Consider the following 13,337-nt stretch of genomic DNA (forward strand, 5'->3'; position numbering starts at 1 on the left):
TTTGCGGCCCCTCGCTCCGCCGATCGCCGGATTGTCCGGGAAAACCGTCAAAACGCCGTGTCTTACAAAAAGCTAAGCCTCTTCAAGCGCGTGTGATTTCCTGTCCTTTCCCGAACCTGCCTATCCTGTACCTCAATAGTCCGGATGGTGCCTTTTCGATGAACCGACGCGATTTCAACGCCCTGCTGGCAGGGCTGGGACTGACCTTCGGAGAGGGCAGGATCCATCATGCGAGCGCCACGACATCGCACGTGGACGTCTTTACGCTGCACGCCAATGACTGGGTGCCGAACAATCCGGACCTTCCCGTCATTGTCTATCGCAATGCGCTGGAAGCAGGGCCGAACCGTGAATCGGTCTATGAGGATCTGTTTGCCCGTAACGGCTGGCCACCGCAGTGGCGGAACGGCGTTTATCCGTTTCACCACTATCACAGCCTGGGGCATGAAGTTCTGGGGTTCTCCAACGGCTCTGCCCGCCTCATGCTCGGTGGCCCGAAGGCCCGGACGGTCGAGGTGCGTGGTGGCGATATCGCCCTGCTTCCGGCGGGAACGGGACACTGCAATCTTGGCTCGGATGAAGATTTCACTGTCATTGGCGCTTATCCGCCCAACCAGTCCTTCGACATTCTCCGTGCTGCGCCCACAGCAGAACAGAGCGCCCGCATCCATGACCTGCCATTCCCGAAAACCGATCCGGTTCAGGGCGGAGCAGGCGTCCTCGCACGGGAATGGCATCCCTCATGACAGCCTTTCCTCTCAGACGACGTCCCTTTCTTGCAGCGCTCGCAGGTCTGGCCACGGTCAGCAGCGCCAGCGCGGTTGAGAGCACAGGCCAGAAAACCCGGATCGGCATCATCGGCACCGGCCATGTCGGCACGACGCTGGCCGAACTCTGGGTCCATGCGGGCTATCACGTCATGGTCTCGGCCCGTTCCCTGACCGAAGCGCAGTCGCTCGCAACGTCGCTTGGCCCGCTCGCTACCGCCGGAACCCCGGCCCAGGCGTCGGCTTACGGAGATATCGTGGTTCTCGCCGTGCCCTATGGCGCCATTCCGCAGCTTGGCCCGCAGCTCAGCCGGACGCTGCTGGATAAGGTCGTGCTTGACCCGTCCAATCCCTACCCCTGGCGGGATGGGGCGATTGCGGATACGGCGCAGAAGGATGGGGCGGGTGTGACGACCCAGCGTTATTTCCCGTCCGCGCATGTGGTGCGGGCGTTCAATTCCGTCGACATGACCACGCTCCGCTCCGAAGCCCATCGTGCGGCGCCTCTTCTGGCCGTACCGGTTGCGGGAGATGATGCGCAGGCCGTGTCGCAGGTGGTGGCGCTGGTAAGGGCGGCCGGATTCGAGCCTGTGGTGACCGGAAATCTTGCGACTGCAAAGCTGTTTCAGCCGGGCAACACCGGTTTTGAGCTGGAACAGGATGCCGCTGGTCTGAAACAGGCGCTTCACCTGTCGCAGTAAGGGAAGTCTGTTCGGGATGCGTCGGCCTCGAGTGAGGAGGCGCGTCCTGCGGAAAAATCCGTTACGGTCCTGTCCGTGAAAACAGAGCCCCTTTCCGTTCCGGACCTTGATCCGCGCGAACTTCTGGCCAGCCCGGAGTCCCCTGACCCCGCATTGACGCCACCGCCTGCCATCATCCGGTCTTTTCTGGATCAGGGGCGGCAGATGATCTGCTGGCTTCCGGTCGCGGTTGGGCTCGGAGCCATGCTGTATCTGGTTCTGCCGTTCGAGCCTTCCATCCTGTCTGTTGTGCTCGTCACGGTTCTGCCGATCCTGATGGGGTCTGCCTGTTTCTGGTGGGGCTGGCAGCGGCTGTTTCCGCGTTTGCTGGGATTCGCGCTGCTCTCTGCGGCGATCGGGTTTGGCGATCTGGCGTTTCAGGCCCGGATGCAGCCGCCGATGCCGGCCCTGCCCAGCCATGCGACGGTTCTGACCGGGCGCGTCCAGTCGCTGGAAATCCTGCCGCCCCGCAATGATGACGAGGATGACGGTCATCGCGTGACACTTGCGGATGCTGTGTTTGACACGCCTGTCGATGCCGGGATGGCGCCGTTGCGCCGGACGCTGCATATCCGTCTGCGCGATGATGACGATCTGCTTCCCGAGCCCGGAAGCACAATCCGCCTGCGCACCATGCTGCGCGCACCGCCACCACCCTCCTGGCCCGGCGGGCGGGATCTTCGGCGGGAAGCCTGGTTCTCGGGGCTGGCCGGAAGCGGCTATGCGCTTGGTCCGGCCAGCCTTTCAGGCGCGCCCTCCCGCCAGTCCTGGATTGAATCCCTGCGCGAAACCGTGGCTCTGCGCGCCAATGCGGCGCTGTCTGACCAGACTGCCGCCATTGCCGCGACGCTTCTGGCGGGAGAGGCGGGGAGCATCGACCAGCATACGCGCGAGACGTTTTCCGCTTCGGGGCTGGCGCATCTTCTTGCTGTGGCTGGGCTGCATCTGGGGCTTGTGATGGCGGCTGTCATTGTGACGCTGCGCTGTGGTCTGGCCGCCATTGAATATGTCGCCCTGCGCTGGCCGTGCCGGCAGATCGCTGCTGTTGCCGGCCTGCTGGCCGGGGCGGGTTATGTGATGCTGACAGGCGCGCATCTTCCCAGCCTGCGCGCGCTGGGCATGGCCAGTATCGTGACGCTGGCCATCGTGACCGGGCGACGCGTGCTGTCCATGCGCTCGCTGTCCATCGTGGCGCTCCTGATCCTGCTGGTTTCGCCGGTCTCGGTTATCGATGTGTCGTTCCAGATGTCCTTTGCCGCCGTGATGGGACTGATCGCGGGCTATGGTGTCCTGCGTGAGCCGCTCATGCGCCTGCGGGGTGAAGGAGAGTGGTATCGTGTTGTCGCGTCCCATTGTGCTGCGCTTGTCCTGACCAGTCTTCTGGCCGGACTGGCGACCCTGCCGGTCAGCATGGCGCATTTCGGCGCGCTCCAGCCCTGGTTCGTGCTGGCCAATCTCGTGGCTGTGCCGCTGGCAGCGGTCTGGATCATGCCGGTCGGGCTTCTGGCGCTCGTGGCCATGCCGTTCCATGCCGAAGCGCCTTTTTTAAAGCTCATGGGGATAGGAATCCACATCGTGCAGGCGCTGGCGGAGCGTGTGGCGGCGTTTCCGATGGCGCATCAGCCTGTGCCCGCCATGCCGGGCTGGGGTCTGCTTCTGGTCATGCTCGGACTGTGTTTCCTGTGCCTGTGGAAGGGCAGGGTATGTCTTGCTGGTCTGCTGCCTATCGCGGTCGGGCTGGCCTCGATCTGGCTTGCGCCGAAGCCGGATATTCTTGTTTCTCCGGATGCGGGGCTGATGGCTGTGCGTCGTCAGGGTGTGCTTCTGGTCGGGCCTCATTCCAGCCTGCAACGCCGTACACTGGAAGACTGGCAGCAGGCTCTCGCCCTTCCCACGGCGCCGCTACCGTCAGACTGTCTGTCGGGTCCGTGCCGGATGTCTCTTGGTGCGCAGACCGTCCTGCTGCGTGTGCGTGATGCTTCGGATGGCAATAATCTTCCTACCGTGGAGCTGTGCGAGGGCGTGAGCTTGTTCATCAGTGCCTCGCCTGCGCGGAAAGGCTGCCCGGATGTGCCGTCTATCGACCGGTTTTCGGTCTGGCGGGATGGGGCCTACAGTGTGTTTGCAGGGCAGGATCTTAAGGTCATCTCGGACCGAAGCTGGCGGGGAAACCGGCTCTGGGTGCCGCCCGTGGGCTGGCATGGCATGCCCAACCTGCCTCTGGCCCAGTCTGAGTGAGCGCCTCTCAACCTTTTGGAAAGCAATCGCCCTGTAGGATCGCCGTACAAGGAGGTCCGCTATCGTGGCTTACAAACCCGCAACGGGCGTTCTGCTCGCGCTTGCACTGACGGCAGCTGTTCCGGCGCAGGCCGCTCCCGCCGTGATCTGGGAAGGGCTGAGCCTGGGTATGAGCGTGCCGGAAGCAAAGTTCAGCCATCCGGAAATGATGGCGCTTCCCGCGCCGGTGCCCCGGGCGGGTTTCGCGCGCTATGTCATGCAGGGGCCGTCGATCGGGTCGTGCCTGTCGAATGTGGATGTGAATTTTCTGGGCGGGCGTCTGGCTTCGGTGGAGGTCCATGCCCTGACGGATACGGATTCTGGCGATGTTCGCATCTGCGCCGAGGAATGGGGGCGTGCCGTCCGGCAGAAATACGGCCAGCCGCTTTTCGACGTGCGGACGCCCATGACGGAAAAGATTACCTGGAACGCCAATGGCTTTTCGGTGACGACGCATATGCGCGTGGTCAACACGATTGTGGTCTATTCCGTGTCCTATCAGGCCTCTCGCCGGACAGCGGCGCAGATCCTTTAGGTCGCAGCGGCTTTTCGTGCCGGCGGGGCCTGCATCCGCTTGTCGGGATAGAGGCACCATTTCGTCGCCGGGCAACGCCAGCATTCCGGTGCGCGCGCCTTGCAGACATAGCGTCCGTGCAGGATCAGCCAGTGATGCGCCGGGCGCAGCATGTCTTTTGGGATCCGCGCAACCAGCCCGTCCTCAACCTGTCGCACGGTTTTGCCCGGTGCCAGGCCGGTCCGGTTGCCGATGCGGAAGATATGCGTGTCTACCGCCATCGTATCCGCCCCGAAGGCGACATTCATCACGACATTTGCCGTCTTGCGCCCCACGCCGGCCAGCGCTTCTAGCGAGGCCCGGTCGGACGGGACCTGTCCTCCGTGCCATTCCAGCAACTGTTCGCATAGCAGCATCACGTTATGCGCCTTCGCCCGCCACAGCCCGATCGTGCGGATATGCCGCGCAATGCCGTCCTCGCCGAGGGCTGCCATGGACGCCGGATCGGGCGCTTCCTCGAACAGGCCCTTCGTCGCCTTGTTGACGGATTTGTCCGTGGCCTGGGCCGAGAGCACGACGCTCACCAGAAGTTCGAACGGATTGCGGAACACAAGTTCGCTCTCCGCGTTGGGGTTGGCCTCGGCCAGTGCGGTGATGAAGGCTTTCGCGACTGCCTTGCTCATGGCCCGGCTTGCGGTTGCGGGGGCATCGGTCATGACAGGCACTCCACTGGGATGTGTTACCGGGGCGTATTGCGGGGCTGTTGCGTCCGGTTGGGACAGACAGCAAGATACGGCAAAGTTCTGAAAATTCCATGCCATCACACCGTGGCCTGCCCTGCATCACACCGCAGGCAGACAGACGGCGGAGCGTTTTGTGTCCGATACCACTCTTCCCATGACCACCCAGCAGCAGGAGGGCCGCAAGCAGGACGTCTCCTTTACCGAGGTCCTGTCTTTCGTCTCCAGCCGCTGGCGGGACCATCCCCTTCTGCTGTCAAAGACCCTGGGTGGCGTCGGCCTCGCCACCCTGGCCGATGTCTGCACGCCCATTCTGGCGGGTCGTCTGGTGGACGATATTTCCCGCCATGCTGCTGGCCCCGCCGTTGAGCAGACGGCCGAGCTTCTGCATCTGCGAGACGATGCGTTCCTTATGGTCGGGGGGCTGATTGTTCTGGGACTGGTCGGATTGTTCGGGCGGCGCTCGTCCTTTATCGGGATTTCGCATCTCACGCTCGCCATCATGCACCGAATTGCCAATCAGGCTTTTGATCGGGTGCAGCGTTTTTCGACGGATTGGCATGCCAACAACTTTGCCGGCTCCACCGTTCGCAAGCTGACACGCGGCATCTGGGCGATCGATACGCTCGACGACACGCTGCTGCTTCTGATCGCGCCGGAAGTGCTGGTTCTGGGCGGCACGACGGCCGTTCTGATGTTCCGCTCGCCACTTATGGGCTCGGTGCTGGCGGTCTCGGTCGTGCTGTTTGCCTGGCTTTCCATCACCCTGACCCTGCGTTACGTCGCGCCCACCGCCCGTGCCTCCAATGAGTGGGATACGAAAATGGGTGCTGCGATGGCGGATGCCGTAACCTGCAACCCCGTCGTCAAGGCGTTCGGTGCGGAAGACCGGGAAGACGAGCGGCTCGACAGCATCATTCACGGCTGGCGTCAGCGCACCCTCAAAACCTGGATCCGCGGGACCAACAGCGCCAATCTTCAGGCCCTGTCATCGCTCGCCATGCGGATGCTCCTGATCGGACTGGCCGTCTGGCTGTGGTGGGATGGCAAGGCGGGGCCGGGTGACGTGGCCTATGTGCTGACGATGATGTTCCTCGTGCAGGGCTATCTGCGCGATCTGGGCCAGCAGGTCAGCCAGGTGCAGCGTTCTGTCAACGAAATGGAAGAGCTGGTGGCGATTTTCCGCCGTGAGCCTGCCATTCGGGATGCTCCTGATGCCAAGGAGGCCCGTTTCTCGCAGGGTGCCATCCACTTCGAGCATGTGGACTTCCAGTATCCCGGACAGGACAAGCCGCTTTACCACGATCTGACGATCGATATTGCGCCGGGCTCCCGCGTTGCTCTTGTCGGGCCGAGCGGATCGGGCAAGACGACCCTGACCAAACTGCTTCAGCGCCTTTATGACGTGAATGGTGGGCGGATTGTGGTGGACGGGCAGGATATTGCCCATGTGACGCAGGACTCCCTGCGCTCGCATATCGCCATCGTGCCGCAGGAACCGGTCCTGTTCCATCGGACGCTTGCGGAAAACATCGCCTATGCACGCCCTGATGCCAGCCGTGCCGAAATCGAGGAAGCCGCGCGTTTCGCCAATGCGGCGCCGTTCATCGAGCGCCTGCCGGAAGGTTATGAAACCATGGTCGGTGAGCGGGGTGTGAAGCTCTCGGGTGGCGAGCGCCAGCGTGTGGCCATCGCCCGCGCTTTTCTGGCCGATGCGCCGATCCTGATCTTTGACGAAGCGACGTCCAGCCTTGATTCCGAATCTGAAGCTCTTGTGCAGGACGCCATGCGCCGCCTCATGCAGGACCGGACCGTGATCGTCGTGGCGCATCGTCTTTCGACCGTCATGGAACTGGACCGCATTCTTGTCTTCAACCGGGGCGAACTGAAGGAAGATGGAACCCATGCCGAACTGATCGAACGGGAAGGTGGCATTTATCGCCGGCTGTTCGAGCTTCAGTCGCTGGAAGTCTGAACGGGGAGGGAAAGGGTGCGTTTTTGCATCCTTTCAGGTCTGGCTGCGTTCCTCCGTTCATGGACCTTTCCGCCCGGACCACAGGATGCCCGACGGGAGCCACACAGGAGACCGCTGCATGACCATCCGTTCCGCCTTCGCCGCCCTGCTGCTTGCAACGCCTGCCGCCCTGATCGTCGGGAGTGCGATGGCTGAACCGGTGGCGTTCGAACATGCGCGGCTGATCGACGGGACGGGCGCCCTGGCCCAGCCGGATGCCACGGTGGTCGTTGATAACGGCACCATCATCTCCGTGGGTATTCCCGCACCGGCCGATGCCCGTCATGTGGATCTGACGGGCAAGACGCTCATGCCTGCGCTCATTAGCGATCATAGCCATGTCGGGCTTGTGAAGGGTACGGGAGCCAGCCGCGATAATTACACCCGCGCCAATATTCTTGCGGCCCTGAAGCAGTATTCCGATTACGGTGTCCTGACCGTCACGGCGCTGGGTCTGAACCGCTCTCCGCTTTTCGATACGCTGCGTCAGGAACAGCATGAAGGCCGCAATCCGGGCGCGGATCTGTATGGCGTGGATCAGGGGATTGGCGCGCCTGATGGTGTGCCTCCGGCTGCCATGGTCAATGGTATCGGTCCCGATCAGGTTTTCCGCCCTACTTCGCCCGAAGAGGCCCGCAAGGACGTGGACCAGATGATCGCGGAGCATACGGATCTGGTGAAGCTCTGGGTGGATGATTTCCGCAATGACGTGCCCGACGGCAAGACCTATCCGATGCTGCCTCCGGCCATCTATCAGGCTGCGATCGACGAGGCGCATCAGCATGGCACGCGGGTTGCGGTTCATATCCATGATCTCGCCGTCGCCAAGGCCATCGTGGCCTCAAAAGCTGATATTCTCGCTCATGGCGTCCGGGACCAGCCGGTTGATCACGATCTGATCGCCGCGATGCTCCGTCAGGGAACATGGTACATCGCGACACTGGATCTGGACGAGGCGAACTATCTTTATGCCGAACAGCCCGAACTGCTTTCCAACCCATTCGTGCTGGCGGGGATGGATCCGGCCCTGCGCCGTCAGTTTACGGACCCGAAATGGCGTGCCGAGACGATGGCCAAGCCTCTGAGCAAGGCCTCGCATTATGCGCTGTCCATCAATCAGAAGAATCTGGCCGTCCTGTATCGTGCCGGCGTGAAGGTCGGTTTTGGTACGGATTCCGGTGCTGCTCCGACCCGTATTCCCGGTTTTGCCGAGCATCGTGAACTGTACCTGACAGTGCAGGCGGGACTCTCGCCCGTGCAGGCCATCAGTCTGGCGACCGGCAATGCCGCGGCGTTGATGCACCTGTCCGATCGTGGTGTGATCGCGCCGGGTCGTCGGGCCGATCTGCTGGTTGTGAATGGTAATGCCGATGAAAACATCGGTGCCGTGGACCAGATCGATCAGGTCTGGCAGCGGGGCACGCTTGTCAGCCACGGCCCCGTGCGTTCGAAGAACTGAGGAACGGTTATCCGGCGGTCTGGGGTCGGGAACGCCCTGACACCAGCCGGAACATCGGTCCCGTCAGGGTCGTGGAAATCACGGCCAGAACCATCAGGGATGCGAAGGCGAATTCCGAAATCATGCCATGGGCATGGAGGATGGTCGCTGCCACGATTTCCATCAGCCCTTTGCATTGCAGCAGCGAACCAATGCCCAGTGCCTGCCGGTGCGTCAGGCCCGGTGCTGGCGGGAAGATCCAGACGGCCAGGATCTTCGTGACAATGGCGATCACGACCAGCAGGAGCGAGGCTATGACCGACGGCCAGGTCAGCGCATCGCCGTCAATCCGAAGGCCGCTATGGCCGAAGAACATGGGGGCCAGCCAGATCAGTGAGAACGTACCCACGGCCTCGACTGGCAGGCGACGGACCCAGCGTGGCGGCATGAGCGCACCTGCGAAATAGGCTCCGATCAGCTCATGCAGGCCCAGTTCATGGCTCGCCCAGGACCCGGCGGCGAGATAGGCGGGGACAGCTGCCCAGATCACCCAGATCGGCGGGTTTTTGAGGTTCCGCGTGGCCCAGCTGCTGAGAAAGGCCATGCCGATCAGCAGCAGGACGGCCAGCCCCTCGAAACCGGTCCAGCCATGCAGGGCGTCAGGTCCGCGTGCCGCAAACTGCAGGATGGCCAGACCGATCCAGAGCGCGGCATCGTCCACGACCGCGAGTTTCAGGGCGAGCTGTCCAACAGGGCGATAGACAGGCTCCAGTTCGCGTACGATCCCGATCAGCACCGGCAGGGCACTGACGGAAATGCACAGCCCGATCGACATGGCGCCAATCCAGCCATTCCCATGGGGGGCCTGCCAGCCATGCAGCGGCAGGAAGAACAGTTTGACCAGAATGGTGCCGATGACGAATGGAATCCCCAGCGCCACAGTGCGCCGCACAGAAGGCGGCCCAGCGTCGGGGAGGGCAGGTTTGCGGCTTCGGGGGAATGGGTCGGGTTCTGCCACATTTCCAGCCCGGCAGTGAACGCCAGAACCAGAACGGCCAGCCAGCCGATATAATCGCCGTAGAGCGAGGGAATGCCGATGGTCGAGGCGGGAAAATGCAGGACCGCAAGAAGAATGCCGACCAGAATAGGCAGGATGGCAATCGGAATGGAGCGTCTGAGCAGCTGCCACAGTCCCCATGGGATAAGGGCAAATATAAATGCATCCGCCAACAGTGCTTTCACATTCCCCATGATGATCCCTTTTTTGTTTCTGGTCCGATCAGGGTAATATGAATCACAGAATTTGCGGTGATTTTTTGTTACTATGTATTTTGTGGATCTATGTTTGTGCTTTTTGGATCCAGAAATTCCAGAAAAAATAAACCCGGATTTTCCTCTTGGGAAAACCGGGTCTGTTCCAGTCAGGCTTCAATAAAGTCCTTCAGGAACTGCTCCAGCGCCCGCCCGCGATGACTGACGGCATTTTTCTCCGCTTCCGACATTTCCGCGAATGTCCGGCTTTCACCCTCGGGCACGAATATCGGGTCATAACCATGCCCGTGATCGCCCCGTGGCGGCCAGACGACCGTGCCGTGACATTCGCCCTGCACGGTCCGGGTCTCGCCATCCGGCCAGGCCAGACACAGGGCTGCGACAAAGAATGCCCGGTGATCCGGGTTATCGCCCATCTCCCGGTGTACGCGCTCCATCGCGACCTGCATGTCCTTGGCCGGCCCGCCCCAGCGCGCGGAATAGACACCCGGCCGGTTATCCAGCGCTGAAACGCAGAACCCGGAATCATCGGCCAGCGCGGGCAGTCCGGAGACCCGGGCTGCGGCCAGAGCCTTGATGGCGGCATTGCCGGTGAAGGTCTCTTCCGTTTCTTCCGACTCGGCCAGATCCAGTTCTGCGGCCGAGAGCACGATGATTCCGCTCCTGGCCAGCAGGGTGGAGAATTCGCGAAGCTTGCCGGCATTGTGGCTGGCAAGCACGATCTTTGAACCGGGGGAAAGTTTACGCATCATGCAGTCTCCAGCGCCTTGTTCTGGGCTTCGAACAGCCGTGCCGTGCCGAGCTTCGCCAGCCGCAGGAGTTCGAAGAATTCGCTTTCCTGAAACGGCTTGTCCTCGGCCGTCCCTTGAATTTCGATGATGCCACCATCTGCCGTCAGGACGAAATTCGTATCGGCCTGTGCGCTGCTGTCCTCGATGTAATCCAGATCCAGCACGGCACCGGCCTCCGTCAGTCCGCAGGAGACAGCCGCGACCTGCGCCGTCAGGGCCTGCGAGCGCTTGGCTTTTTTCAGCGCCAGAGAGAGTGCCACCCAGGCGCCCGTGATGGACGCACAGCGCGTGCCACCATCCGCATTCAGCACGTCGCAGTCGAGCGTGATGGTCCGCTCGCCGATCTTTTTCAGATCCACGCAGGCGCGCAGCGAACGTGCGATCAGGCGCTGGATTTCCTGGGTCCGGCCGGACTGTTTGCCCTTGGCGGCCTCGCGCTGGCCCCGGCTATGCGTGGCGCGCGGGAGCATCCCGTATTCCGCCGTGATCCAGCCCTGTCCCTTGTTGCGCAGGAAGGGCGGCACGCGGTCTTCGATCGTCGCCGTGCACAGAACTTCCGTCCCGCCCACACGGATGAGGGCCGAACCCTCGGCATGGCGGGCAAAGCCGGTCTCGATCGAAATAATGCGGTTTTCGTCCGGTGCACGCCCTGAAGGACGCTTGCCTGCGGTGTTGGTCATGTAAAAAGATCCTGTGGTCGAATATGTCCCGCCTCTACCGCGTTTGACGCGAAGGCATCCAGCCCCGACAGTTGGTTTACCATGATGCGACCACAGCCTCTCCTGTTCCGCCCCTCCATCCCGATGCCCCACGGTCTGGGTGATCGTGAAGCTGCGATCCTGCGGGAAATCGTCGAGGAATATGTTGAAACCGGCGAACCCATCGGCAGCCAGACCCTGGCCCAGCGCCTGCAGCCCAGCCTGTCCCCAGCCACCATCCGCAATGTCATGGCGGAACTGGCCCGTGCCGGACTGCTGTTCAGTCCACACGTCTCGGCCGGACGGCTGCCAACTGAAAAGGGCGTGCGCCTGTTTGTGGACGGGCTGCTCCAGTTCAGTTCCCTGACCGAGGAGGATCGCGCCAGCATCGACAGCCGCCTCGATATTCATGGACGCTCCTATCAGGACATTCTCTCCGAAGCGTCCTCCCTGCTGTCGGGCCTGTCTTCGGCCGCCGGACTGGTGCTCGCGCCGAAATCGGACGCGACTCTCAAGCATATCGAGTTCGTGGCGCTGGGTCCGGGGCGCGTGCTGGTCATTCTGGTGGGTTCGGACGGGCAGGTGGAGAACCGTATTATCGAAACGCCGCCCGGTGTTCCGCCTTCGGCGCTGGTTGAAGCCGGAAACTATCTCAATTCCCGTCTCGGGGAGCTGACGCTGGGTAATCTGCGCGAACGGGTGCGGACGGAGATGGATGCCAGCCGTCACGAACTGGATGCCCTGACTGCCAGCGTCATCGAAAGCGGGCTGGCGACATGGGACGCCGATGGCGGGACGCTGTTCGTGAAAGGGCAGGGGAAACTGCTGGCTGACATTACCGAGATCGAACGCCTGACAACCATCCGCATGCTGTTCGACCATCTGGAGACGCAGGAGACCATGCTCCAGCTTCTGCAACTGGCCGATGCGTCCGAGGGTGTGCGGATCTATATCGGGCGCGAAAGCGGCATGTTCGGCATGTCGGGCGTCTCCATGATCGTGGCCCCGGCCCGCAATGAGGCCCAGAAGATCGTGGGCGCCATTGGCGTGATCGGCCCGACCCGCCTGAATTACGGGCGGATCGTGCCGGTCGTGGACTACACCGCGCGGATGGTCGGGCGCCTGCTTGGCTGAAGTTTTCGGCAACCCTGACCCGTCCGGACTGTTGAACAGGGACCACGGAACATAGGAGCCTGCTCATGTCTGGACCCGACGCCCGCAAATCCGGCACTTTTCTGATCGGTGGAGACCTCAAGGTCCACCGCCTCGGTTTTGGAGCCATGCGCATCACCGGCAAGGGAATCTGGGGTGAGCCGCCCGATCATGAGCAGGCTGTCCGAACGCTGGAAAGCCTGGAAAAATTCGGCATCGACTTTGTCGACACGGCGGATTCCTACGGCCCGTTCGTCTCGGAAAACCTGATCCGCGAAGTGCTGTACCCCTATAAGGGCATGGTCATTGCCACCAAGGGTGGCCTGACACGTCATGGTCCCGATATCTGGAAGCCGGTCGGCAATCCCGATTATCTGCGCCAGTGCGTCCTGATGTCCATGCGGCGTCTGGGCGTGGACCGGATCGATCTGTGGCAGCTTCATCGGATTGGCCCCGACTGTCCGGCCGAAAAGCAGTTCGAGGCCATCGCGAAGTTCCGCGAAGAAGGCCTGATCCGGCATGTCGGTCTGTCGCAGGTGACCGTTGCCGAGATCGAAAAGGCCAGAAAGTGCTTCCCGGTCTCGACCGTGCAGAACCGGTTCAACCTCGTGGACCGCTCCTCCGAGGACGTGCTGGACTACTGCACGAAGGAAAATATCGGCTTCATTCCCTGGGCGCCTCTTGCCGCCGGTGATCTCGCCAAACCCGGCACCTCAATGGACCAGATCGCCCATCACCACCATGCCGATGCCGGACAGATCGCACTGGCCTGGCTGCTGAAACGCTCGCCCGTCATGCTCCCCATTCCGGGGACCGGAAGTCCCGAGCATCTGGCATCCAACGTGCGTGCAGCGTCCCTGCATCTCAATGATGAAGAGTTTGCCGAACTCGACCGTCAGGGCCATGACACATGGAAAGCGTCGCAGCGCTGAAC

Annotated in this window: 11 protein-coding genes and 1 pseudogene; 8 read left to right on the forward strand and 4 right to left on the reverse strand. The window is 62.2% G+C overall.

Annotated features, from left to right (window positions below):
* Nucleotides 1-158 precede the first annotated feature (158 nt).
* From HKD24_RS08470 to HKD24_RS08485, 4 genes are all read left to right on the forward strand, one after another.
* Nucleotides 159-746, forward strand: a complete 588-nt coding sequence (locus HKD24_RS08470) for a cupin (protein ID WP_194259897.1) — start codon at nucleotides 159-161, stop codon at nucleotides 744-746.
* Complete coding sequence (locus HKD24_RS08475; protein WP_194259898.1) at nucleotides 743-1,468, forward strand: NADPH-dependent F420 reductase; 726 nt, start codon at nucleotides 743-745, stop codon at nucleotides 1,466-1,468. Before HKD24_RS08470 ends, HKD24_RS08475 begins: the two co-directional genes overlap by 4 nt.
* A gap of 75 nt (nucleotides 1,469-1,543) precedes the next feature.
* The gene (locus HKD24_RS08480; RefSeq protein WP_322783300.1) at nucleotides 1,544-3,745 is read left to right on the forward strand and encodes a ComEC/Rec2 family competence protein; all 2,202 of its coding nucleotides are present in this window, start codon (nucleotides 1,544-1,546) and stop codon (nucleotides 3,743-3,745) included.
* Nucleotides 3,746-3,809: 64 nt separating this feature from the next.
* The gene (locus tag HKD24_RS08485) at nucleotides 3,810-4,319 is read left to right on the forward strand and encodes a hypothetical protein (RefSeq protein WP_194259899.1); all 510 of its coding nucleotides are present in this window, start codon (nucleotides 3,810-3,812) and stop codon (nucleotides 4,317-4,319) included.
* On the opposite strand, the gene nth is transcribed toward HKD24_RS08485, so the two are convergent.
* Nucleotides 4,316-5,014 (reverse strand): endonuclease III, encoded by a 699-nt coding sequence (nth, locus tag HKD24_RS08490; RefSeq protein WP_194259900.1) that lies wholly within the window; start codon nucleotides 5,012-5,014, stop codon nucleotides 4,316-4,318. The two genes, HKD24_RS08485 and nth, sit on opposite strands and share 4 nt — an antisense overlap.
* A gap of 181 nt (nucleotides 5,015-5,195) precedes the next feature.
* Here nth and HKD24_RS08495 point away from each other — a divergent pair, with 181 nt between their 5' ends.
* Nucleotides 5,196-7,013 (forward strand): ABC transporter ATP-binding protein, encoded by a 1,818-nt coding sequence (locus HKD24_RS08495; protein WP_228124278.1) that lies wholly within the window; start codon nucleotides 5,196-5,198, stop codon nucleotides 7,011-7,013.
* Between the two features lie 118 nt (nucleotides 7,014-7,131).
* Nucleotides 7,132-8,511, forward strand: coding sequence for an amidohydrolase family protein (locus HKD24_RS08500; RefSeq protein WP_194259902.1), 1,380 nt, complete (start codon nucleotides 7,132-7,134; stop codon nucleotides 8,509-8,511).
* Nucleotides 8,512-8,518: 7 nt separating this feature from the next.
* Here the strand turns inward: HKD24_RS08500 and HKD24_RS08505 are convergent.
* The 3 genes and pseudogenes from HKD24_RS08505 to rph all read right to left on the reverse strand — a co-directional run bounded on the left by HKD24_RS08505 (nucleotide 8,519) and on the right by rph (nucleotide 11,233).
* A pseudogene (locus HKD24_RS08505) lies at nucleotides 8,519-9,741 on the reverse strand (cation:proton antiporter).
* Nucleotides 9,742-9,911: 170 nt separating this feature from the next.
* Nucleotides 9,912-10,511 carry an RdgB/HAM1 family non-canonical purine NTP pyrophosphatase gene (gene rdgB, locus HKD24_RS08510; protein WP_194259937.1) on the reverse strand — a complete coding sequence of 200 codons (600 nt, stop codon included), beginning with the start codon at nucleotides 10,509-10,511 and terminating at the stop codon, nucleotides 9,912-9,914.
* Entirely contained in the window at nucleotides 10,511-11,233 is a 723-nt protein-coding gene (rph, locus tag HKD24_RS08515; protein WP_194259903.1) for a ribonuclease PH, read from the reverse strand. Before rph ends, rdgB begins: the two co-directional genes overlap by 1 nt.
* A gap of 81 nt (nucleotides 11,234-11,314) precedes the next feature.
* On the opposite strand from rph, the gene hrcA reads away from it, so the two are divergent.
* Nucleotides 11,315-12,385: a heat-inducible transcriptional repressor HrcA gene (gene hrcA, locus HKD24_RS08520; RefSeq protein ID WP_194259904.1), complete on the forward strand. Its 1,071-nt coding sequence runs from the start codon at nucleotides 11,315-11,317 to the stop codon at nucleotides 12,383-12,385.
* A gap of 65 nt (nucleotides 12,386-12,450) precedes the next feature.
* The gene (locus tag HKD24_RS08525) at nucleotides 12,451-13,335 is read left to right on the forward strand and encodes an aldo/keto reductase (protein ID WP_194259905.1); all 885 of its coding nucleotides are present in this window, start codon (nucleotides 12,451-12,453) and stop codon (nucleotides 13,333-13,335) included.
* The last annotated feature ends 2 nt before the right edge of the window (nucleotides 13,336-13,337 follow it).

Source organism: Gluconobacter vitians, from assembly GCF_015244565.1.
GTDB classification, from domain to species: Bacteria; Pseudomonadota; Alphaproteobacteria; order Acetobacterales; family Acetobacteraceae; genus Gluconobacter; species Gluconobacter vitians.

Excerpts from the sequence above, each read along its gene's own strand:
- nth (WP_194259900.1), bottom strand. The coding sequence starts at position 5,014 with ATGACCGATGCCCCCGCAACCGCAAGCCGGGCCATGAGCAAGGCAGTC.
- HKD24_RS08470 (WP_194259897.1), top strand. The coding sequence starts at position 159 with ATGAACCGACGCGATTTCAACGCCCTGCTGGCAGGGCTGGGACTGACC.
- hrcA (WP_194259904.1), top strand. The coding sequence starts at position 11,315 with ATGATGCGACCACAGCCTCTCCTGTTCCGCCCCTCCATCCCGATGCCC.
- HKD24_RS08500 (WP_194259902.1), top strand. The coding sequence starts at position 7,132 with ATGACCATCCGTTCCGCCTTCGCCGCCCTGCTGCTTGCAACGCCTGCC.
- HKD24_RS08475 (WP_194259898.1), top strand. The coding sequence starts at position 743 with ATGACAGCCTTTCCTCTCAGACGACGTCCCTTTCTTGCAGCGCTCGCA.
- HKD24_RS08495 (WP_228124278.1), top strand. The coding sequence starts at position 5,196 with ATGACCACCCAGCAGCAGGAGGGCCGCAAGCAGGACGTCTCCTTTACC.
- rph (WP_194259903.1), bottom strand. The coding sequence starts at position 11,233 with ATGACCAACACCGCAGGCAAGCGTCCTTCAGGGCGTGCACCGGACGAA.
- rdgB (WP_194259937.1), bottom strand. The coding sequence starts at position 10,511 with ATGCGTAAACTTTCCCCCGGTTCAAAGATCGTGCTTGCCAGCCACAAT.
- HKD24_RS08525 (WP_194259905.1), top strand. The coding sequence starts at position 12,451 with ATGTCTGGACCCGACGCCCGCAAATCCGGCACTTTTCTGATCGGTGGA.